The organism is Thalassospira sp. MCCC 1A01148 (assembly GCF_001613795.1).
GTDB lineage: Bacteria > Pseudomonadota > Alphaproteobacteria > Rhodospirillales > Thalassospiraceae > Thalassospira.
The window spans coordinates 163,359-184,755 of record NZ_LPVZ01000019.1; the positions used below are offsets into that span (position 1 = coordinate 163,359).

Sequence of the window (21,397 nt, forward strand, 5' to 3'; positions counted from 1 at the left end):
TGTTTCCTCCCTGAGCAAACCGGCACCGGCAATTTTGTTTTTGTTGCCTTGTCTGTCGGTTTCTCGATTTGATCAGACCACCCTTGGAAGCCTTTGCCCCATGGGTTGGGCTGATCGCCAAACCGGGCCCAAAACCAATGTCCCGGCTAAAAATAACGTCTCCGGTTGTCGCGACCCGGCGCAGCGGATGGCGCCTTGGATCGTGCCTATGCCAATTCTGAATTTTCGATCAAAACTGCAATCCCCTGACCACCGCCGATGCAAGCGGATGCGATGCCATAGCGACCGCCGGATTTGGTCAGTTCGCGCGCAAGCGTGTTGGTAATGCGCACGCCGGTCGCGCCAAGCGGATGACCAATCGCAATTGCGCCGCCATTAACGTTGACCTTGTCCTCGTCCAAGCCAAGTTCGCGAATACAGGCCAGGATCTGTGCCCCAAAGGCCTCGTTGATTTCGATCCGGTCAATCTGATCAACGGTCAGACCGGTTTGATCAAGAACCGCCTGAATGGCCGGGACCGGGCCGATACCCATGATTTCCGGGGGCACACCCACAGCCGCGCCCGCAATAATGCGCGCATGCGGTGTCAGACCGTTGCGCCTGGCATATTCGGAACTTCCCAGAACCACACCGGCGGCACCGTCAACCACGGCAGATGAATTACCGCCGGTCTGGACACCCCCGAATGCCGGGCGAAGCTTGGACAGGATTTCATAGGGAGACGGGCGAATGTGACTGTCGGCGTCAACGGCTTCGACCTTGCGCGGGAGTTTGATGGTGCGCGGATTACCGTTTTCCATTTCAAAGGTTTCATTGGTGACGGCGACAATCTCGCCACCGAGGAACCCATTTTGCTGCGCACTGACCGCGCGCGCAAAACTGCGTTCGGCAAAACGATCCACTTCTTCACGGGTGATGTTGTATTTTTTGGCAAGGTTTTCGGCCGTATCGCCCATGGTGCAACTAACGGCCGGATCCAGAAGGGCTTCCCACAGGAAGTCCTTGAATTCGACCTGCCCCATGCGAAAACCACTGCGATGGGTATAGGCCGCAATCGGGTTGCGGCTCATGGATTCTGTGCCAACGCATAGCGCCAGATCACCACGACCAAGCGAAATATGGTCCGCCGCCTGCAAGATCACTTCGATGCCTGTCCCGCAGATACGCTGCACAAGATGCGCTGGACGATCGTAGGGAACGCCCGCGTATAACCCGATATGGCGCGGCGTCATATAGGCGTCATAAGACGCCTGGGCCATCGAACCGGCAACCGTGAAATCGATATCAGCGGCGCTCACCCCGGCATCCGCAATGGCGGCACGTGCGGCCTTGATCCCCAGATCAATCGGCGAAATCAGGCCGAAAGCGCCCGTGTAGTCAATAAAAGGTGTGCGTTTGCCGCCAAGCAGCCAAACGTCTTCAAACTCGGTCCGCAGACCTTTGGAATTCGCAGCCATGTCAGTTCCCTTTTTTCGCAACCATGACGCCGGCCGGAATCGGATCACGATACAGATCCGCAACCTTGTCAGCGCGCTTGGCCTGAACGGCACGTTGATTGATGGATCCCTTATCGGTCACTTCATGCGCATCAAGGTCTGGCGAGCTTTCCAGCAGAATGGCGCGCGCCACAAACTGGGCACTTCCCGTTGCCTTGGCACCAAGCGCGTTAAGACGTTCCTGAAACACAGATCGCACAACCGGGTGGGTTGCGATGTCACGTTCAGATGCATCTGCGGGAAGGTCGTCGCACAGTTTCCGACACGCGGTGAAATCGGCAAACAAAAGAGCACCGATATGATTTTCATTCAGACCGGTCAGAACCGCATCACGCACATAAGGCGCAAAGGTCTCGGCAATCGCCGCACGGATGGAGCCGACATGAACCCACGTACCTGTCGAAAGCTTGAAATCTTCGCTGACGCGGCCGTCAAAGAGGAAGCCGCGCTCAATATCATCGGGGTCAACAAATTTGAGCGCGTCACCGATCATGTAATAGCCTTCTTCATCGAAGGACTCGCGGGTCTTGTCCGGCTGACGCCAGTAGCCCGGCGTGATGCTTGGCCCACGCAGGCGCAGTTCCTGCTTTTCAGCATTGGGGACAAGTTTGACTTCGAGACCGACGGCAGGCAGACCAACACTTCCGGCCTGATCAACAGGCCAAGTGGTTGTGAAGGCAAATGGCGCAGTTTCCGTCGAGCCATAACCGGTGACGATCATGACCTTTTCGCCAACGGTATCAACAGCCACCTCTTCAAGACTGTCCCAAACATACTGTGACAGTCCCGCCCCGGCATATTGCATCAGTTTCAATCTGGCAAAGAAGCTTTCGCACAGCCGCTTGTTGTCCCGAAGGTGGTGGACGAGGGCCTCGTATCCCTTTGGGACGTTGAAATACAATGTCGGGGAAACGTCGCAGAGATTTCGGACAGTTTCGATAATGCCATCGGGTGTCGGCTTGCCCTGATCAATATAGAAGCTGCCGCCATTGTAGAGGGCGATCCCGAAATTATGGTTCCCGCCTGCGGTATGATTCCATGGCAACCAGTCAATAAGAACGGGGGGCTCGTCCTGCAAGAATGCAAGAGTATGACGCAGCATCATCTGATTGAAACACAACATGCGCTGGGTATTAATCACCGCCTTCGGCATACCCGTTGAGCCGGACGTAAACAGGAACTTGGCGATTGTGTCTTCGGTGATTTTTGCATTCGCACTGTCAACAGCGCCGGTTGCCTTGGTGTTCACGACATCACTGAAAAGGTCACAGGTATGTGCACTTAGCGGGTTTTCAATCACGACGAGGCGGGCATCTGCTGGCATCACTGCTGCCAGTGCCTTGACGTATTTGGCACCATTATCAACAAAGATCAGACCAGGTTGCAGCAAATCAACGATATGACGCAACTTGGCATAGTCTGTTGAAATCAAAGAATAAGCCGGTGAGACTGGCGCATAAGGGATGCCGACATACATTGATGCCAGCGCCAGCAAGCCATGTTCAAGGCTGTTGCCTGACAAAACCAGAACCGGACGATCTTCTGACAGGTTCTGCGCCAAAAGATACTGCGCAATGCTGCGCACCTGATCGCGGGTTTCCCGATAGGTGCGCGATTGCCATTCACCTTTGGCATCCCGGTCAGCAATGAACAATCGGTCCGGCGCCTGCTCCGCCCAGTGATCCAGGCGGTCCGTAATGGCACGCGGGTATTCATCCGGCTCTTCGCACGATCGCATATAGATCGTGCCGTTTTCTCCCTTTGATACAGCGACACGCGTATCACCCATGCGAACCGGACGGAGTCCGGGTTCAGCAACCATCGCCATGAGACGAAACCTCCAATTTATCTTTTCTTATTTGTTATAATTCATAACAATCATGATTCATTACATCAAGTGGAATATCTTGCAGCGTGCCTATGACAGGAACATGATCGCGCATTGCATTATATAGATCGCGCGCGAGTACAGGAGAATCTGCCTGTATTTTCATCGCATTAAACGCGATTGACGCAGCATTTTTGATGTGTAAATATAATTGTTATAAAACATAACAAACTCAGGTGAGGAAATGCTGCTTAATCAGATTCCCGCAATCGTAACAGGCGGCGGAAGCGGTCTTGGCGCGGCAACGGCACGTACATTTGCAGTTGCCGGGGCACGGGTTGCGATATTTGACCGCGACCCGGATGCAGCGAAACGCATTGCAAGCGAAACGGGCGGCATCGGCTTTGAAGTCGATGTTTCAGATCCTGACTCGGTTGCAGAGGCCTTCAAGAAGGTTAAGCAGAGTTTGGGCATCCCGCGCGTGTTGGTTAATTGCGCTGGTATCGGTACAGCAAGCCGCATCTTGCCCCGCGACGGGACACTGCCGATCAACGATTTCATCAAGACACTCAATGTCAACCTGACGGGCAGCTACATCAGCATGAGTCATGCTGCACAACTGATGTCTGAAGCGACCCCTCTTAATGACGACGGGGAGCGCGGCGTCATCATCAATACATCGTCAGTCGGGTATGAGGACGGGCAAATTGGTCAGTGTGCCTATGCGGCGTCCAAAGGCGGGATTGCGTCAATGACCCTGCCCGCTGCGCGTGAGCTTGCGCGGATCGGTGTACGGGTGATGGCAATTGCGCCCGGATTGTTTGCCACCGCCATGACCGACACCCTGCCCGATGCTGCCCGCGAAGCAATTGCGGCAAATATCCCGTTTCCCAAGCGCCTTGGCAAAGCACAGGAATTTGCCGATCTGGCGCGGCACATTGTTGAAAACACCATGCTCAACGGCACTGTTGTTCGCCTTGACGGCGCAGTTCGCCTCCAGGCCCGATAAAGACAGACTGATAGTTAAATTAAGGAACAAGAACATGACGAATGGCGCGAATGACGTATTGGACGTTGCGATCGATGGTTCGATTGCACGTTTGACCATCACGCGACCTGACAAGCGAAACGCCGTCAGTGATACGCTCATGGAAGCACTGGATGCATTTTTCTCCAACCCGCCCAAGGATGTCAGGGTCATCATTCTGGCCGGGGAAGGCGGGCATTTTTCTGCGGGGCTTGATCTTGCCGAACATGTGGCACGCAATGCTGCGGAAACGATGCGTCATTCGCGAAACTGGCACCGGATCATGGACATGATCCAGTTTGGCGGATTGCCGGTCATTTCGCTTCTTAAGGGTGCGGTGATTGGCGGGGGTCTTGAACTGGCCAGCGCCACCCACATCCGTATTGCCGACAAGACAACCTTTTATCAACTGCCGGAAGGCCGCCGTGGCATCTTTGTCGGTGGCGGTGCCTCTGTGCGGATCGGCCGCATCCTGGGCGCAGACCGCATGATCGAAATGATGCTGACCGGGCGGAAATATGACGCCGAAAATGGTCTGCGTCTCGGATTGTCTCATTACGTGTGTGACACCGAAGACGATGCAAAATCCAAAGCTGAAGAACTGGCAGCCACGGTTGCCGAAAACGCACAGCTTTCCAACTATGTCATGATCCAGGCACTGGCCCGGATTGAAGACATGGCAAAGGCCGACGGTCTGTTTACCGAAAGTCTTTGCGCCGCATTGACCCAAACAAGTGAAGACGCACAGGAAGGTCTTCGGGCCTTTCTGGAAAAACGCGCCCCGAATTTCAAGTGAAGCTTGGGTTCAGGGGGCGTGTCGTTCTTCTGCACCTAAAACATCAGGCAAGAAACCGCACCAAAGCGGTCGCCAGAACAGTCAGGTAGGAACAGGAACACCGGCAAACAAAGGTGTATCCAATTTTTGAGGAGACGTTCGATGTCAGGATTTTCAGTGAACCGCCGACAGATGCTCGGAATTATGGGTGGTGCTCTTGCTGCCCCGGCCATCATCGGCAAAGCACGGGCAGCCGAAGTGACACTTCGTTTGCACCACATGCTGCCACCCGTTGCCCCCATGCACAAAGCATTCTTTGAACCATGGGCCAAGACCATTCGCGAGCAATCAGATGGCCGCATTGATATCCAGATTTTCCCGGCCATGCAGCTTGGTGGCAAACCACCGCAACTCGCAGATCAGGTGGCAAACAATGTCGTTGATATCGCCTGGACATTGACGGTGTATACGCCGGGCCGCTATCCGGTCTCCGAAACGCTCAGCCTGCCCTTCATGGTCACGACTGCCGAAGCAACATCGGTGGCGATGCATAAATTCATGGATGAGTTCGGTCAGGACGAATATCGCGGCATGAAGCCGTTGGCATTCCATGTTCATGCAGGTGGCAAATTCCACATGCGCGACCAGCCAATCCAAAGTCAGGCGGACCTGGATGGCCTGCAGATCCGCGCACCAAACCAGAGTGTCGGCAAAGCCTTGTCCATTCTGGGCGCGGAGCCCGTCTTTTTCCCGGTCACAGAGATGGCAGTGGGCCTGGCCAATGGCGTGATTGACGGCACCTGCCTGCCATATGAGGTTGTCCCTGCGTTCAAGCTTCATGAACTGACATCGGTACATTGCGCACCTGCCGAGGGTGGTCGCGGCCTTTATGCCAACTCGTTTGGCTTGTTGATGGCGGGTAATGCCTATGACCGCATGCCTGATGACCTGAAAGCTGTGATTGATGCCAACTCCGGCATCGAACTTTCACGCCAGATCGGCAAACAGTTCGACAGCTTTGAATCGGTTGGATACAAAATGTGTGCAGACCGCGGGAACCAGTTCGTCGAGATTCCCAAAGACGAGGTTCAACGCTGGCAGACGGCCACCCAGCCGGTAATTGATGACTGGATCGAAACGCTGAACGATGCAGGACATGACGGCAAGGCGATGATTGATCGCCTTAATCAACTGATCGACGCAGAGACCGCCTGAGATGTCAGGATCCACCCGTGATCACAATGGGCGCGGCAACCTTGCCGCGTCCATTCAATCCCTTGGCCAGTTTGTTGATCGCGCCTGCATTGCCGCTGCGGCAATTGCCGGGGCGGTGATTGTTGGCGTGGCGGTTACCGTCACGCTGTCGGTTTTGATGCGATATATCGGCATTGGCGGTATTCGTGGTGACTTTGAAATCGTCGAAATGGGATGCGGAATAGCCGCATTTCTGTTTTTGCCGTTGTGCCAGCGCAAGGGCAACCATGTCATGGTCGATATTTTCAGCATGGCTTTCCCCATGCGGACCCGCAAGCTTCTTGATCAAGTGTGGGAAGCCCTGTTCTGTCTTGCCTGGGTTATCATCACGTGGCGCGTCGCATACGGCCTGATTGATATGTATGAGTATAACGACCGCAGTATGCTTCTGAGAATGCCCACATGGATCGTCTACGGGTTCGCACTGCTTGGACTTGGACTTTCATCCCTGACTGCGTTGTCGAACGCACTTGAACAGTTTGCGCGACCCGATCCCAATAATTCCCAAACGGAAACCCTGAAATGAGTCCGGTTGAAATCAGCATCGTCATGGTCATCGTCCTGATGATCCTTATCTTCTTGCGCATGCCTATTGCATTGGCGATGGCCATCGTTGGCGCCGGCGGGTATGTGGTTCTGTCGGGATGGCTACCGTTGTCGGCCTATCTGAAGACTGCGATTGTAGACAAATACATCTCCTATGACCTTGCTGTTATCCCGCTGTTTATCCTGATGGGGCAAATTGCGACCCGGACCGGCATTAGCAGAGCAATCTTTACCGCATCCAATGCTTGGCTTGGTCATTGGCGCGGGGGTCTGGCGATGGCATCGGTTGCAGGCTGCGCCGCATTCGGGTCAATTTGTGGATCATCCATTGCCACCGCGACCACCATGGGCAAGGTCGCACTGCCGGAGATGCGCCGACATGGTTATTCCGGCGCGTTGGGCGCGGGCACGCTTGCTGCGGGCGGCACACTTGGGATATTGATCCCGCCGTCGGTTGTCTTGATCATTTATGCCCTGCTGACTGAACAGAACATCGTCAAACTGTTTCTGGCTGCAACGGTTCCCGGCATTCTTGCAGTACTGGGTTTCATTCTGGCGATCGGGGTGTATGTGCGCCTGTTCCCCGAAGAAGGCCCCGCCCATCCCGGTGTTCCCATGCGCGAACGGATCAAATCGCTTGGCGGAATCTGGCATATTGCACTGGTGTTCATTGCCGTGCTTGGCGGCATTTATGGCGGTGTCTTTACCCCGGCCGAGGGGGCGTCGGTCGGTGTTGTATTGATTGCCCTAACCGGTTTTCTGATGCGCAGCCTTACAGCCAAGGGTCTGTTTGAATGTGTGATTGAAACAGCCGGGTCCACTGCCATGATTTTTGCGATCATCTTTGGGGCGGACCTTTTCAACGTGGCGCTTGCCCTGACCCGTGTCCCGACCATGGCCGCCGAGTGGGTCGGAACGGCAGGCATCGCGCCGATGACTGTGTTGCTGGCCGTCATTCTGTTTTACATCATTATGGGCTGCATCATGGACAGCCTGTCGATGATCCTGTTGACGGTTCCGGTATTTTTCCCCGCTTTTATGGCGATGGACTTTGGCATGGATCCGACGCACCAGGCGATCTGGTTCGGTATCATTTCCCTGATCGTTGTTGAATTGGGTATGATTACGCCACCTGTGGGCTTGAACCTGTTCATGATATCGGCAATGGCACCAGACATTCCGACACGCAAGATCTTTCGCGGGGCTGTGCCTTTCCTGATCGTTGAATGCCTGCGCATCGCGGTGATTGTTGCGTTTCCTGCCCTGACATTCTGGCTTGTTGATATCGTTACAGGTTAGCCTGGCCAACAAATGGAGAAACCCTTGCACGCAAACAAGAAAAAGACTGCAGATCAGGATACGCAGCTTACGGACTTGTCAACAGACAGCCCGTTGCGCGGGTTTGTCGGATATAACCTCAAACGCGCTTATATGTCGTTGCACAGCGATTTCGTCGCCAGCCTGACGCATCTTGACCTTAAACCAACGACCTTCAGTGCGCTTGCGATCATCAACGAGAACCCGGACATCAGCCAAACCGATCTTGCACGCGCCCTTTCGATGGAGCGATCCAACATTGTGGTGATGGTCGATGAATTGCAATCACGCGGGTTGATCGTACGCAACAAGGTCCCGACGGATCGCCGGGTCTATGCCCTTAGAACAACCACCAAAGGCGTCAGCCTGTTTTACGAGGCAAGTCTGGCCGTTCAAAGGCACGAGGAAAAGCTTCTTGAAGATTTCAGCCCAGAAGAACGTGATCTTCTGGTCCGGATGCTGATCCGGATTCAACAGGTTAAATAACTTTCAGATCAGGTTACGCCCATGCTGCGACTATCCCGAGAAATCCGTGTTGAATGGGGTCACTGCGATCCGGCCCGGATTGTCTACAACCCGAACTTCTACGACTGGATGGAAGGTGGCCTTCTGGCCTTGCTGTCGGTGGCCGGGTTCGATCTTGCGACCATGATTGCAAACGATCCCGATTTTCGTGGCACGCCATTGGTGCGCGGTGACGCCAGCTTCATGGCACCCGCACGGGTCGGGGATTTGATTGAGCATCATGTCGAAGTGTCACGCTGGGGTGGGAAATCATTTGATCTTTCCCATCGGTTCACGCTGGGCGAAACAACCTTGCTTGAAGGATCGCAAACCCGTGTTTGGGGGCGCGCAAGCCCGGACAACCCGGCAAGTCTGGCAGCTGTTCCTGTGCCGGACGCGGTCAAGACCGCTTTGTCTGAAGACAAGGTTATCCGCCTGACCCTTCGCCAGGAAACACAAGTCTAAGAGACGCCATCGTGATCCCCTTCAAAGCCCCAACTGAAGATATTCTGTTTGCCCTGTCTGTAACCGGCGATGAAAATCACGCTGCAGAACACGGGTTTGACGCGGAAATCACCCGTGAAATTCTGGATCATTTTGCCCGCTTTGCCGAAGACGTGATCGCGCCGATTGATGAACAGGGCGATCAGGAAGGTTGCCGGATCGAAAATGGACGGGTCCAGATGCCATCGGGTTTCAGCGATGCCTATCAGGCCTATGTCGAACAGGGTTGGCAGGCGATATCACTGGCCGAGGAATTTGATGGTCAGGGTGCCCCCGCCACCGTCTGTGGCGCGATCAGCGAGATACTGGCAGGGGCCTGCCATTCCTTTCAGATGATCACCGGACTTGTCCCGGGTGCGGCCAGACTGATTGCCAAATTTGGCACGGATGAACAACGCCATACCTGGTTGCCAAAGCTGGCATCAGGCAGCCACCTTGCCACCATGTGCCTGACCGAACCGCAAGCAGGGTCCGATCTTTCGGATATCCGCACGATTGCAAGCCAAAGGCAAGACGGCCACTGGATTCTGAACGGAGAGAAAATCTTTATTTCCGGCGGGGATCAGGACCTGAGCGATGAAATCCTGCATCTGGTTTTGGCCAGGACCGGCACCCGTGAAGACGGCGTACGGGGCCTGACGCTTTTTCTTTGTCCGTCACATTCGAGCGAGACCGACCGCAACGCTGTTACGGTCACCCGGATCGAAGAAAAGATGGGTTTGCATGCCTCCCCCACCTGCCAACTGGCGTTTGACCGGGCAACCGCAACGCCGATTGGACCGATTGGCAAGGGCTTGATGTGCATGTTCACCATGATGAACCATGCGCGCCTTGATGTCGCCTTACAGGGGGTGGCCCATGCGGCGCGCGCCCATCAAATTGCCCAAAGCTACGCCGCAGAGCGCAAACAGGGCCGGGATCGCGCCAGTGGGCAACCGATTGCAATCGATCAGCATCACGATATTGCGCGCCAGCTTGCCCGTCAGGACATGCTGGCCATGACAGGTCGCCTGATGGCCTACAAGACCTTTGCCCTGATGGAGACAGACACACATTCCGACCTTGTCGAATTCCTGACCCCGATTTGCAAATCGTTCTGCACCGATGCCGGGGTTGAAGCAGCCCATATCGGCATACAGGTTCTTGGCGGGTATGGATATTTACGTGAATACCGGGTGGAACAAACACTGCGTGATGCCCGCATCTGCCAGATTTATGAGGGCACGAACGGCATCCATGCGCTGACGCTTGCCGGCCGACTGACACGCCACAAGGATGGCGCGAGTGCCAAGGCCTTTGACGCATGGATTGGCGAATTGCTTGCCGCGTCCGACAGCTACATCACTCTGGCGACGGAACTTCTCGAACACTGGCGTCAGATGACCTCGGAAATCACCACCAGCGACACCCCGGAAAAGTTCGCCCACGACTATATGCAAATCAGTGCCGCGACCTATGGGGTTGCGATTTGGAGCGAGCTGGCGGGCAGCCTTTCCGCATCCCAGAGCACGCGCTATCAGGCCTGCCTTGATCAGGCAAGGGAATGGGGTGCTGTTGCACTGGCCACCAGCAAAGCCCGCAACGCAGTTACCAGCCCAAACTGAAAAGTTGGCAGGAATGTTGGGGGCAAGCGGTGATGCCAACGTGCTGGGTGAAGCTCCCCCGCACAAATCAACTTGCCGCAGGCCTAGCCTTTTTGATCTTCGAGTATTGCCTGACTTGCCTTTTCTGCAATCATGACAACCGGGGCATGTGTGTTGCCCGAAACAATTGACGGCATTACCGACGCATCGACGACCCGCAAGTTGCAGAAGCCGCGAACAAGCAGGCGATGATCAACGACACCCATCGGGTCATCCCTGTGCGCGATCCTTGCGGTTCCGACCGGATGAAAGATTGTCGTTGCGACCTTTCCGGCCGCCTCGGCCAAGGCTTCATCTGATGTGATTTCCGCGCCTGGTGCAAATTCAACCGGACAGAATTGCGCCATGCGTTTGGTCGCCATCAACCTTCTGGCATGACGAATTGACTGCACGGAAACCTGCCGGTCCTGATCTGTACTGAGGTAATTTGGCGCAATATGCGGCGCAGCATTCGGGTCCCGCGATGTCAGTGTGACACGTCCGGTGCTGGTCGGACGCAAGTTGCAAACCGAAACCGTGATTGCTGGAAAATCGTGCAAGGGATCCCCGAACTTATCAAGTGACAACGGTTGAACGTGATATTCGATGTTGGGTGTTTCAAAAGCCGGATCGGACTTTGTGAAGATGCCCAACTGACTTGGCGCCATCGCCATCGGCCCACGCCGCCGCAAGGCATAGTCTAGCGCAATCTTAACTTTGCCGAGTGCGGTTGACTGTATCTCGTTCAGTGTCCTCGCCCCCTGGACGCGGAAGGCCGTTCGAATTTGCAGATGGTCCTGAAGGTTTTCGCCGACACCGGGCAAGTCATGTTTCACCGTAATACCGTGATCGCAAAGCTCTGCCCCCGGCCCAATTCCAGACAGTTTGAGGATTTGCGGCGTTCCGATTGCACCCGCGGACAAAATGACCTCGCGGTTGGCCCGTACTGTTTTGGTCTTGCCTCCGCGTTGATAGGTCACGCCCCGTGCAATCGCACCTTCAGTTTCGAGGCCCACCACTGTGGCCTTTGTCATCACCGACAGATTGGGCCGCGACAAGACAGGCTTCAGGAAGGCACGCGCAGCACTCCAGCGAACGCCGCGTTTTTGCGTCACATCGAAATAGCCCGATCCCTCATTGTTCCCGGCGTTGAAATCATCGGTTTTGGGAATGCCGATTTCTTCGGCCGCATCGCGGACTGCATCAAGAACATCCCAGCGCAGGCGTTGTCTTTCGACACGCAGTTCACCGTGGTTGCCATGACCGTTTGCCAGTTCGTGATAATTTTCGGATTTCACAAAATAGGGCAAAACATCATTCCAGCCCCAGCCAGTCGCCCCTTGTGATTGCCAGCGATCGTAATCAGCGGCCTGTCCGCGCATATAGATCATGCCATTGATCGAGGAACAGCCGCCCAGCACCTTCCCGCGCGGATAGGCAATGGAGCGTCCACCCAAACCTTTTTCGGCAGCCGTTTTATAAAGCCAGTCGGTTTTGGGATTGCCGATGCAAAACAGATAACCGACCGGAATATGGATCCACGGATAGCTGTCCTTGCCCCCGGCTTCGACCAGCAAAACACTGTTGCGTGGATCCGCACTTAGCCGATTGGCCAGAACGCAGCCGGCAGATCCGGCACCGATAATAATGTAGTCAAAGGATGCATTGTCGAACGACATCTGTTTTCTCCGCGATGCCAGAACGGCACACAAATCCAGCCCCACGCCACAGGGTGGTATCGTCAGAAGATCAAGAAACGGGACCCTGTCAGGCCGCTGGCTCTGACAGGGTCAAGGACGACGCAGTCGTCTGCCACGCGCTAACAGGCGGCGGCAAAGCGCGACCAGAATGGCAGCATGGCCTGTTCCAGTTCGCGCCAGGTGGCAAACCGTTTGCGATAAATTTCACTGGCATCGGCATTTGGACTGTAATGACGGTCCGCCTGAACCATCTTGTCAGCGGCTTGCGCGTAATCATGATACATCTCGACCCCAACGGATGCTGCCATGGCAGCGCCCAACGCCCCGGTTTCCTGACACTTCGCCACAGTCAGCGGCAGTTCAAGAATGTCTGAGATGATCTGGGGCCAGATGTTGCTGCGTGCCCCACCGCCTGACAAGATGATCTTGTCAAAGGTGACCCCCGTGGCACGCAGCTTGTCCATGTGGTTAAGGTGGGCAAAGGTCACGCCTTCATAGATTGCGCGCAACATGTCGCCACGCCCATGCCAACCACCAACCCCGAAGAACCCGGCGCGCGCAGTACCATTGCCCGGCGCCCCGTACAGATACGGATGATAATACGGCCCGTCTTCACGAAATGCACTTTGGCTGACCAGTTCATTGGCCAATTCAAAGGGCGATTTCCCGGCAGCAACCTCGGCGTCATGTTCAAGGTATTCTCGCACCAGCCATTCAAGGTTGACGGCCGATGTCGCCGAGCTTTCGATCGACATGAACCGGTCATCGGCATAGCCCGATGACATGAAAATCTCGTTCTCGCTGGTGAAATCAATGTTCTCGACAATAATCTGATTGATGCTCCAGGTGCCAATGATCATGGAAGCCTGGCCCGGCCGCGCAACACCTGATCCGAGCGCACTTGCAATCACATCAAAGAAACCCGCAACCACAGGCGTCCCGGCACACAGGCCGGTTTCACGCGCGACTGCTTCGGTTACGTGACCAACGATTTCGCTTGGCTTTGCGAGACGCGGAAGCTTGCTACGCGCATCACCAATGCCAAACGCATCAAGCAAGCCATCGTCATAGACATTTTCGGGCATACGCAACATGCCGCATCCCCCCATGTCCGAAATGTCGCTGACAAGCTCGCCGGTCAGGGCATGGGTCACGATATCCTTGCACAGCAAGACAGTCTGCGTTTTGGCATAGATTTCAGGGCGTTCGCGCTTGATCCATGCCAACAAGGTCGGCGTTTGTGACACCCAGGGCCGTTGACCGGAAATTGGATAGCTAACGTCCCCGACGCCCTTCGATGTCAGGGTATCGACGAGTGCGTTGGCCCGCGTATCAAGCGACTGAATTCCCAAAAGCGCCTTGCCACCTGCACCCAAAAGGTACAGGCCATTGCCATGCCCAGCACTGCCAATTGCGGCAATGTCGCTGGTCTCGACACCGGCTTTCTGGACGACTTCTGTCACCACGGCCATCAAGTCATGACGAAGCTGGTCAATATCGCGCTCGACAAACCCCGGATGCGGGCAATGTGAAACCGCCTCGCGGCAGGCATGGGCAATTTCGGATCCCGCGGCGTCAAACAACACGGTCTTTACGACCGTGTTGCCCGCATCAATTCCAAGAAAATAACGTCCCATCTGCGTTAACCTTCAAACCCGCTGTAAATGTCCCACGCAGCAGCACCATCTGCCCCTTCGTGAATCATTGCCATCAAGGCCGCAACAACGGCCTTGGGATTGTCATGTTGATAGATATTGCGCCCATACACCATCCCGTGTGCGCCCTGCGCCATTAGGGCTGCCGAGTTATCAAACACGGTGCGCAATTCGGCCTTGCCACCGCCACGCACGAGAACAGGACAACGGGCCGCCTGAACCACATGGTGGAAATCGTTGGGATCGTCGGTCGGATCCGCCTTGATGATGTCGGCACCCAATTCACGGGCAAGACGGACAAGTGTGGTGACCTTTTCGGTATCACCATCAACAAGATACCCGCCACGTGCGCTGTTGGGTTGCATGACCAGTGGTTCGATCATAAGCGGCATACCGTATTTTTCGCAGTCATTGCCAAGCTTTGAGATGTTCTGGACGCATTGACGGAACAGGTCCGGCTCATCGGGCAGCATGAACAGATTGACAACGACACAAGCCGCATCCATCCGCAGGGCCGGCAGGATCGGATCTGTTTCATTTTGCATGATAGCCCACATCGCACGATGGCGTTCCTTGTTATAGGGGTTCCCCATATCAACACGCATCACCAATGCCGGACGGTTTTCGCCGGGCAAGGTCTGCAACACATCGGACTGCCCGTAGTTCATCTGAATGGCATCCGGGCCCGCATCCACCAGCGACCTGACGACGGCCTCAACGTCTTCAAGACCGACCATGAAGCTTGGTTCATTACACACGCCGTGATCAATCGCGACATCAAGGCAACGGCCGTTTTTCATCAAACGGTTCAAACGAACTTTCTTGGTTACGTACATAATACCTCCTCTATCCCCGGTGGCCCGGGATTGTTATTCAGACAATGCTGTGTTTTTTGCCGAGCTCGTCGCGCAGCAATTGTTTGTGGTGATCAAGTTCCGATGCCGACCAGCCCAGGATGTCCGACATCAACTTGCCAATTTCTTCGATCAGGTTTTGCGTGATCCCGCCCTCAAGACCGATTGCGGTCCGGCGCAACAGAATGTCGGAAAGACTGCGTGCCTTTTCGTTGCGAACAAGAAATTCAATTTCGCGCTGACTATAGGTTTGTACAGCCGAAAGGGGCTTGTCCGCGCCCGACTGGCAAAAGCGTGCAACATCCCGTGCCCGACTGCCGTAACGTTCGGCAAAACGTTCCAATGTTGGACGATCAATTTCCAGGTCAATCAGCTCTGCACTGATCCAGTCATCCAGATCACTTTCGGACATCGGGAAATCACGTCCGCCGCCAATCTTGATATTCACTGTGCTGCAATTGCGTTTGCGTCCCAGACGTTTCAAAACGACATCCGCAATTTCTTCGCCGAATACGCGGAATGTTGTCCACTTTCCGCCGATCAGGCTGATGACCGGGAAGTTCCGCTTTTCATTGGCTTCCTGTTCCCGATGCGAATGATCCCGACTTATTCTGCCTGTCGCATCTGCATCACTGACAGGCAATGGCCTGACACCGGTGAAGACATGAACAATGTCTTTCTCGGCAACCTTGATGTCCGGGAACACAAAGCGCAGGGCGCGGAGCATATAGTCCTTTTCAGTGGCTTCGCAGCGTGCCAGTTCCGGATCGTCAATCAGGATGTCGGTCGACCCGACCAGCGACACACCAAGATAGTTAAATGCGATGCAAATCCGGCCATCGGCATTTTCGTAATAGACCATCTGATCGCCAAGCGCCTTTGCCAGCTGGTCATTGCGGATCATCAAATGCGATCCCTTGGTCCCGCGCACAAAACGCGGCGTGTCGTTTTCCTGACCACCGGCCAAAGCCAGGTTTGTGAAATCAACCCACGCGCCGGTGGCATTTACCACAAGATCAGGCGTGATAGTCCCGGTTTCGCCTGTCAGGCGATCACGCCAATGGATGTCGGCACCGTCGACGTCTTCCACCGCGACATATGAATAGGCCCGCGCATTCGGACAGCTTTGCTGAGTATCAAGAATCATCTCGATACCAAGGCGCTCGGGATATTTCACCCAAGCGTCGTAATAGATCGCCCCAAATTTGGCGTTGGGTGAAAGTGCCGGTGCCATATCTCGCAGCTTTCGGCGCGAGACGAATTCATGGGCTGGCATCGTACGGCTTTTGCGTGATAGCCAGTCATAAAGCGTCAAACCGATCTTGATCATAACAGCAGATCGACGTGACGGACCGCCGCCCAAACCAATGAAACGTTTCAGCGATGCAAGCGACCCTTGAAACGTATCAAAGATCGGCACAAGCGTTGGCAACGGAAAGACGTAATGCGGGGCATTGCGCAGCAGAAAATCACGTTCCTGCAAGGACTGGCGCACCAGACGAAACTCGCCATTTTCAAGGTAACGCAAACCGCCATGCACCATCCGTGACAACGCGGCACTGGCCCCGGAACAGAAATCACTCTGTTCAAGCAACACTACATCCACCCCCTGCAGGGCAAGATCACGGAACACACTGATCCCGTTGATCCCGCCCCCAACGACCACAACCGTGGCCCGTTGCGGGATTGCTGTCTCCTGTGAATTCTGTGTCATCACAAAATCAATCAGGCAGCCCGTGCAACTGGGCCAAGATGGGCCGCGATTGCCTGGTCAATGATGGCAAGTTCATCGGTGCTGAGCGTCACCTCACCCGCGCGGGCATTTTCGATTGCCTGCGTCGCATTACGCGCCCCGCAAAGTGAAAACGTGATCCCCTTCTGAGAAATGGTCCACGCAATCACGATCTGGCCCGGTTCGACATTGTGAGCCCGCGCAATCGGATCAAGGACCTTCATGAAGTCGGCAACACGTTTGCGGTTCTCGACCGAGAATTTAGGGTTTTCACGACGAAGATCGTCGCCTTCGAACACGCGGTCCGGGCCGATTTTGCCTGAAAGCAGACCAAGCGCCATCGATGAATAGCTCAGTATCGCCACGTTATTTTCGACACATAGCGGGATCAGCTCATCTTCAAGCTGGCGGTCGAGCATGTTGTAGCATTCCTGAATGCAGTCGAGTTGACCAGCCGCCAGATACTGCTTCATTTCATCGGCGTTCACGTTGCTAATCCCGATCGAGCGGATCTTGCCTTCTTTTTTCAGATCAAGAAGGGCCCCCATGGTTTCGGAAATCGGCGTCGTCGGGTCCTGCCAGTGGGTAATGTAAAGGTCGACATAATCGGTGCGCAGACGCTTCAGGCTTGTTTCAAGCTCGCTGCGAACAGATTCCGCACCGAGATAGCGGTGGATTTTCTTGTCATGCTCGTCGACAAAATAGTTCCCCTTGTCGGTGTCCCAGACCATGCCGCATTTGGTGGCAATCACGACCTGATCACGACGATCCTCAATGGCCTTGCCAACCAGTTCTTCTGCACGACCAAGCCCATATGCCGGTGCTGTATCAATCAGGGTCACACCGGCATCAACCGATGCCTGAATGGCCTTGATGGAATTGACGTCGTCGTGACCGCCCCACATCCAGCCCCCCATGGCCCAGGTGCCCAGCCCGATTGCAGATGCCGAAACACCGGATTTTCCAATTTCACGAATAAGCTGTGCCATCAGGCATCTCCTTTTAGTATGTCGTTGACCGCATAGGCGGTTTGCTCGTCCATGGCCAAAGTCGTCAGGAAATCACCGCGCAGGACGGCCGCAATCGGTTCTGCCTTGTGTTGTCCACTGGCAATTGCAAAGCGGTGCGGGATCTGACGCAGTTCATCGAGCGAAAGGGCAACCACACGGTCGTTGCCCGAATAATCAGAAGGCGCACCGTCCTTGTTGATCACATGTGCCAACAATTCGCCGCATGCCCCGGACGCAAGGACTTCTTCCCGGTCGATATCTTCGTCAAGTGACAGATAGGTCGATGTGCTGGCGCGGACTGAACCAATGCCCATCACCGCGATATCCGCCTTGCGCGCGACATCAAAAACGTCACGGATAGAGCGAACATCGAGCAGCGTATCGCGGGCTTCCCGCGACCCTGCAATGATCGGGGCATGAAGCTGAAGGGCACGCCCGCCAAGCTTTTCGGCCATCGCCATCGATACCTGATTGACGTCGGTGTAATATTTGCCCTGAACGCCTCCGGTTGCCGGCACGACGGTCACGTCGTAGCTGCGTTTAGGTTTCATCGCTTCGACAATCGCACTGACACCGACCCCGCCGGAAATGGCAATTGTCATGCCGTCTTCAAGCTTTTCAAACAGGGCCGCTGCCGCAGCATCAGCCGTTGATTTGATTGTGATATTTGGATCGGTCGACACTTCGGGCACGACAATCGCGTTATCGATGCGCCCAAGTTCCGCGATCACTGCACCAAGGTCGGTCATGTTGCCAAACGGTGATTTGACCGTAATTTCGACCAGCCCACGTTCCTGACCTTCCTTGACCAACCGGTTGACGGTGGTATGGGAAATGCCCGTCATTTCTGCGATTTTGGCCTGGGAGATATTCTGTTCATAGAACATCACCAGCACTTTGTGCAGACGGCGCAGACGTTCGAATTCTGTACTGTTCGTCATTGTTATTATCTCGCCTGGATTACGATTGGGCCGACGTGTTGCGTTTGCGACGGTTCAGCAAGTGATCTGCTGAAACCGCAACCAGAAGAATCAGACCGCGGATGATGTCCTGCCAATAAACCGGCACATCAAGAAGGATCAGCGAACTGGTCACAAGTGACAGAAGTGCAGCACCCAAAACTGCGCCAAAGATGGTGCCTACCCCACCATTCAGGCTTGCGCCCCCAATGACGGCCGCGGCAATCACACTCAATTCCATACCGATGCCAAATTGCGGTGTCGCGGCGCCAAAACGGGCCATATAGACGACACCGGCGACACCCGACAGCAGACCGCAAAGGGTCGAACAGAAGATTTTGATGTTCTTGGTTTTAATGCCCGAGAACAGCGCGGCCTTTTCGTTACTGCCGGTGTAATAGACCTTGCGAAAGATCGTCGAATGACGCAGCAGCAGATCGAAAAAGATAACCAGTCCAAAAAACAGAATGATCACAAACGGCATGCCTGCGATATCTCCCTGTCCGACAAACTTGAAGCTTGGCGGCAGCGAGAACAGCGACTGCGGCGTGCCCTTGGTGATCAGAAGCGACAACCCGCGCGCGATCACCATGAAGGCAAGTGACACGATAAAGAAATGAAGTCCTATTCGCGTGACACATTGCCCCATCAGGAAACCGATAAAACCGCACGCAAGGATCGCGATCACGCTGGCAGACCAGGGATCCACCCCCATCAGGAACAGCTTCCCGCCAATCACCATTGAAAGGCACACAACCGACCCGACCGACAAATCAATGCCCCCGACAATCAGCAGTATCGTCATGCCAACAACGACAATCCCCTCAATCGAGAAGGACAGCAACATCGCGCGGAAGTTCTGCCAGGTCAGGAAATAGGGCGAGGCAAAGCTCATTGCGATGCAGATGATCAGAATGATGGCCACAAGCCCTGCTTCGCGGGCCTTGAAGATGCCAAGCATCCGGTTGTGCACACCGTTTTCCAATGTGGTTGTCTCCGGTTTTGTCGTTTCAGTTTTTGATTTGGTTCCTGATTTCAGTGCCTTGACCATCGTCATAACGCCACCCCCCTCTTTGCCGGGCTTCCATTTTGGCCCCCCAGCCCCGAAGCCAATTTCATGATCTCTTCTTCGGTCATGGTTTCGCCTTCGACTTCGCCGGCAATTGACCCTTCGTGCAGCACGAGGATGCGGTCACACAGGCCAATCAGTTCGGGCATTTCCGATGAGATCACCAGAACCCCGACCCCATCTGCCGCCAGGTTTCGAAGAATGCTGTAAATTTCACTTTTTGCACCGACATCAACGCCGCGCGTTGGCTCGTCAAAAATGATGATGTCCGGCTGCACCGAGAGCATCTTGGCAATGGCGACCTTTTGCTGGTTACCACCGCTGAGTGACGACACAGGTTGTGATACATGCGCACAGCGCAGGGACATCAATTTTCCAAGTTCCTCGGCACGGTTTTGTTCCATGCGCTGACGCACAAAGCCACGCGCACTGACATACGCAAGATCGAGGGCGGAAATGTTGGCCGATATCGAAAGATCAAGAAACACGCCCGATCCCTTGCGATCTTCTGACAGATAAACCAGACCGTTCTTGATGCTGTCGGAATAATCTTTCGGTGCAAAATCGGCACCATGCATGGTGATGTGCCCAGCTGTTTTTTTGCCAAAGCCACAAATTGCATGGGCAAGCTCGCTGCGCCCCGCACCAATCAAACCACCAAGCCCGAGAACCTCGCCTTTGCGCAGATCAAAACTGATATCGCGCAGGAAACCGTCATCCGACAGGTCACGCACCGACATCAGGGGCTGGATATCGTCGCCCGGGTTGTCGTTCTTGGCGGGAAACTGATTAAGGATTTCGCGCCCGACCATTTTGGTCGCCACGGCATCTGGCGTGGTGTCGGCGGTCAAGAGTGTTTCGATGAATGTTCCATCACGGAAAACGGTAATTCGGTCGGAAATGGCAAAGATTTCCGCCATGCGATGGCTGATATAGATGATGCCGATATTGCGTGCCTTCAGATCGGCAATGATGCGAAACAGCGCATCCGCTTCCTTGTCGGTCAGGGCCGCGGTTGGCTCGTCAAAGATCAAGACATCGCAATCAAGGGTCAATGCCTTGGCAATTTCGACGATCTGCTGACTTGCGATGGGCAGGTTTCCGACCTTTTCATCGACCGGGATCGGCACCAGATCCGACAAGATCTTGGTCGCACGTTCGCGCAGTTCACGATCATTCATCAAGAACGACCTCCGCGCATTGGTCGCCGCCATCAGGATGTTTTCGGCAACCGAGATATCGGGACACAGTGCAATTTCCTGATGCACCAAGCCGATACCGTGCGCCTGTGCCGTGGCCGGATTGGGCAGAATGATGTCTTGGCCCTTGAAATGAATACGTCCCTGATCAGGCGAGAATACACCACTCAGGATATTCATCAGGGTCGACTTTCCCGCACCGTTTTCCCCCATCAGGGCATGTACTTCGCCAGGTATCAACGACAGGTTCACACCGCGCAGTGCCTGTACGGGGCCGAATGACTTATGGATATCGTGAACTTCTAGAATGGGCTGCATGGAACCAGATGCCTTGCGATGGAAAGAA

Annotated in this window: 18 protein-coding genes; 8 read left to right on the forward strand and 10 right to left on the reverse strand. The window is 54.9% G+C overall.

What is annotated here, in order from left to right; all coding sequences use genetic code 11:
• Positions 1-206: 206 nt before the first annotated feature.
• Positions 207-1,457 (reverse strand): thiolase family protein, encoded by a 1,251-nt coding sequence (locus AUQ43_RS08610; RefSeq protein ID WP_062955848.1) that lies wholly within the window; start codon positions 1,455-1,457, stop codon positions 207-209.
• 1 nt (position 1,458) lies between these two features.
• Positions 1,459-3,324, reverse strand: a complete 1,866-nt coding sequence (locus tag AUQ43_RS08615) for a feruloyl-CoA synthase (RefSeq protein ID WP_232310635.1) — start codon at positions 3,322-3,324, stop codon at positions 1,459-1,461.
• 244 nt (positions 3,325-3,568) lie between these two features.
• Here AUQ43_RS08615 and AUQ43_RS08620 point away from each other — a divergent pair, with 244 nt between their 5' ends.
• The 8 genes from AUQ43_RS08620 (at position 3,569) to AUQ43_RS08655 (ending at position 10,855) form a co-directional block, all read left to right on the forward strand.
• The gene (locus AUQ43_RS08620; RefSeq protein ID WP_062955849.1) at positions 3,569-4,333 is read left to right on the forward strand and encodes an SDR family NAD(P)-dependent oxidoreductase; all 765 of its coding nucleotides are present in this window, start codon (positions 3,569-3,571) and stop codon (positions 4,331-4,333) included.
• Between the two features lie 34 nt (positions 4,334-4,367).
• On the forward strand, positions 4,368-5,147 hold the full coding sequence (locus tag AUQ43_RS08625) for a crotonase/enoyl-CoA hydratase family protein (protein WP_062955850.1): 780 nt from the start codon (positions 4,368-4,370) through the stop codon (positions 5,145-5,147).
• 141 nt (positions 5,148-5,288) lie between these two features.
• A complete protein-coding gene (locus tag AUQ43_RS08630; protein ID WP_062955851.1) occupies positions 5,289-6,341 on the forward strand; it encodes a TRAP transporter substrate-binding protein in 1,053 nt (350 codons plus the stop codon).
• A gap of 1 nt (position 6,342) precedes the next feature.
• Positions 6,343-6,906 carry a TRAP transporter small permease gene (locus AUQ43_RS08635; protein WP_062955852.1) on the forward strand — a complete coding sequence of 188 codons (564 nt, stop codon included), beginning with the start codon at positions 6,343-6,345 and terminating at the stop codon, positions 6,904-6,906.
• On the forward strand, positions 6,903-8,225 hold the full coding sequence (locus AUQ43_RS08640) for a TRAP transporter large permease (RefSeq protein WP_062955853.1): 1,323 nt from the start codon (positions 6,903-6,905) through the stop codon (positions 8,223-8,225). The genes AUQ43_RS08635 and AUQ43_RS08640 overlap by 4 nt, the downstream gene beginning before the upstream one ends.
• 24 nt (positions 8,226-8,249) lie before the next feature.
• On the forward strand, positions 8,250-8,729 hold the full coding sequence (locus AUQ43_RS08645; protein WP_198157161.1) for a MarR family winged helix-turn-helix transcriptional regulator: 480 nt from the start codon (positions 8,250-8,252) through the stop codon (positions 8,727-8,729).
• A gap of 21 nt (positions 8,730-8,750) precedes the next feature.
• The gene (locus AUQ43_RS08650) at positions 8,751-9,212 is read left to right on the forward strand and encodes a thioesterase family protein (protein WP_062955854.1); all 462 of its coding nucleotides are present in this window, start codon (positions 8,751-8,753) and stop codon (positions 9,210-9,212) included.
• Between the two features lie 11 nt (positions 9,213-9,223).
• Complete coding sequence (locus AUQ43_RS08655) at positions 9,224-10,855, forward strand: acyl-CoA dehydrogenase family protein (RefSeq protein ID WP_062955855.1); 1,632 nt, start codon at positions 9,224-9,226, stop codon at positions 10,853-10,855.
• 83 nt (positions 10,856-10,938) lie between these two features.
• Here the strand turns inward: AUQ43_RS08655 and AUQ43_RS08660 are convergent, their stop codons facing one another.
• The 8 genes from AUQ43_RS08660 to AUQ43_RS08695 form a co-directional block, all read right to left on the reverse strand.
• A complete protein-coding gene (locus tag AUQ43_RS08660) occupies positions 10,939-12,552 on the reverse strand; it encodes a GMC family oxidoreductase (protein ID WP_062955856.1) in 1,614 nt (537 codons plus the stop codon).
• Positions 12,553-12,692: 140 nt separating this feature from the next.
• Positions 12,693-14,210 (reverse strand): FGGY-family carbohydrate kinase, encoded by a 1,518-nt coding sequence (locus AUQ43_RS08665; protein ID WP_062955857.1) that lies wholly within the window; start codon positions 14,208-14,210, stop codon positions 12,693-12,695.
• Positions 14,211-14,215: 5 nt separating this feature from the next.
• Positions 14,216-15,064, reverse strand: a complete 849-nt coding sequence (locus AUQ43_RS08670) for a class I fructose-bisphosphate aldolase (RefSeq protein WP_062955858.1) — start codon at positions 15,062-15,064, stop codon at positions 14,216-14,218.
• A 37-nt stretch (positions 15,065-15,101) separates the two neighbouring features.
• Entirely contained in the window at positions 15,102-16,796 is a 1,695-nt protein-coding gene (locus AUQ43_RS08675) for a glycerol-3-phosphate dehydrogenase/oxidase (RefSeq protein ID WP_062955859.1), read from the reverse strand.
• An 11-nt stretch (positions 16,797-16,807) separates the two neighbouring features.
• Positions 16,808-17,803, reverse strand: a complete 996-nt coding sequence (locus AUQ43_RS08680; RefSeq protein WP_062955860.1) for an aldo/keto reductase — start codon at positions 17,801-17,803, stop codon at positions 16,808-16,810.
• Positions 17,803-18,765 (reverse strand): sugar-binding transcriptional regulator, encoded by a 963-nt coding sequence (locus AUQ43_RS08685; protein ID WP_062955861.1) that lies wholly within the window; start codon positions 18,763-18,765, stop codon positions 17,803-17,805. The genes AUQ43_RS08680 and AUQ43_RS08685 overlap by 1 nt, the downstream gene beginning before the upstream one ends.
• Before the next feature lie 19 nt (positions 18,766-18,784).
• Positions 18,785-19,840 (reverse strand): ABC transporter permease, encoded by a 1,056-nt coding sequence (locus AUQ43_RS08690; RefSeq protein ID WP_232310636.1) that lies wholly within the window; start codon positions 19,838-19,840, stop codon positions 18,785-18,787.
• Positions 19,837-21,369, reverse strand: coding sequence for a sugar ABC transporter ATP-binding protein (locus tag AUQ43_RS08695; RefSeq protein ID WP_062955862.1), 1,533 nt, complete (start codon positions 21,367-21,369; stop codon positions 19,837-19,839). The genes AUQ43_RS08690 and AUQ43_RS08695 overlap by 4 nt, the downstream gene beginning before the upstream one ends.
• Positions 21,370-21,397: the final 28 nt, after the last annotated feature.

Coding starts and splice junctions, on each gene's coding strand:
- AUQ43_RS08610 (WP_062955848.1), bottom strand. CDS start 1,457: ATGGCTGCGAATTCCAAAGGTCTGCGGACCGAGTTTGAAGACGTTTGG.
- AUQ43_RS08615 (WP_232310635.1), bottom strand. CDS start 3,324: ATGGCGATGGTTGCTGAACCCGGACTCCGTCCGGTTCGCATGGGTGAT.
- AUQ43_RS08620 (WP_062955849.1), top strand. CDS start 3,569: ATGCTGCTTAATCAGATTCCCGCAATCGTAACAGGCGGCGGAAGCGGT.
- AUQ43_RS08625 (WP_062955850.1), top strand. CDS start 4,368: ATGACGAATGGCGCGAATGACGTATTGGACGTTGCGATCGATGGTTCG.
- AUQ43_RS08630 (WP_062955851.1), top strand. CDS start 5,289: ATGTCAGGATTTTCAGTGAACCGCCGACAGATGCTCGGAATTATGGGT.
- AUQ43_RS08635 (WP_062955852.1), top strand. CDS start 6,343: ATGTCAGGATCCACCCGTGATCACAATGGGCGCGGCAACCTTGCCGCG.
- AUQ43_RS08640 (WP_062955853.1), top strand. CDS start 6,903: ATGAGTCCGGTTGAAATCAGCATCGTCATGGTCATCGTCCTGATGATC.
- AUQ43_RS08650 (WP_062955854.1), top strand. CDS start 8,751: ATGCTGCGACTATCCCGAGAAATCCGTGTTGAATGGGGTCACTGCGAT.
- AUQ43_RS08660 (WP_062955856.1), bottom strand. CDS start 12,552: ATGTCGTTCGACAATGCATCCTTTGACTACATTATTATCGGTGCCGGA.
- AUQ43_RS08665 (WP_062955857.1), bottom strand. CDS start 14,210: ATGGGACGTTATTTTCTTGGAATTGATGCGGGCAACACGGTCGTAAAG.
- AUQ43_RS08670 (WP_062955858.1), bottom strand. CDS start 15,064: ATGTACGTAACCAAGAAAGTTCGTTTGAACCGTTTGATGAAAAACGGC.
- AUQ43_RS08675 (WP_062955859.1), bottom strand. CDS start 16,796: ATGACACAGAATTCACAGGAGACAGCAATCCCGCAACGGGCCACGGTT.
- AUQ43_RS08680 (WP_062955860.1), bottom strand. CDS start 17,803: ATGGCACAGCTTATTCGTGAAATTGGAAAATCCGGTGTTTCGGCATCT.
- AUQ43_RS08685 (WP_062955861.1), bottom strand. CDS start 18,765: ATGACGAACAGTACAGAATTCGAACGTCTGCGCCGTCTGCACAAAGTG.
- AUQ43_RS08690 (WP_232310636.1), bottom strand. CDS start 19,840: ATGACGATGGTCAAGGCACTGAAATCAGGAACCAAATCAAAAACTGAA.
- AUQ43_RS08695 (WP_062955862.1), bottom strand. CDS start 21,369: ATGCAGCCCATTCTAGAAGTTCACGATATCCATAAGTCATTCGGCCCC.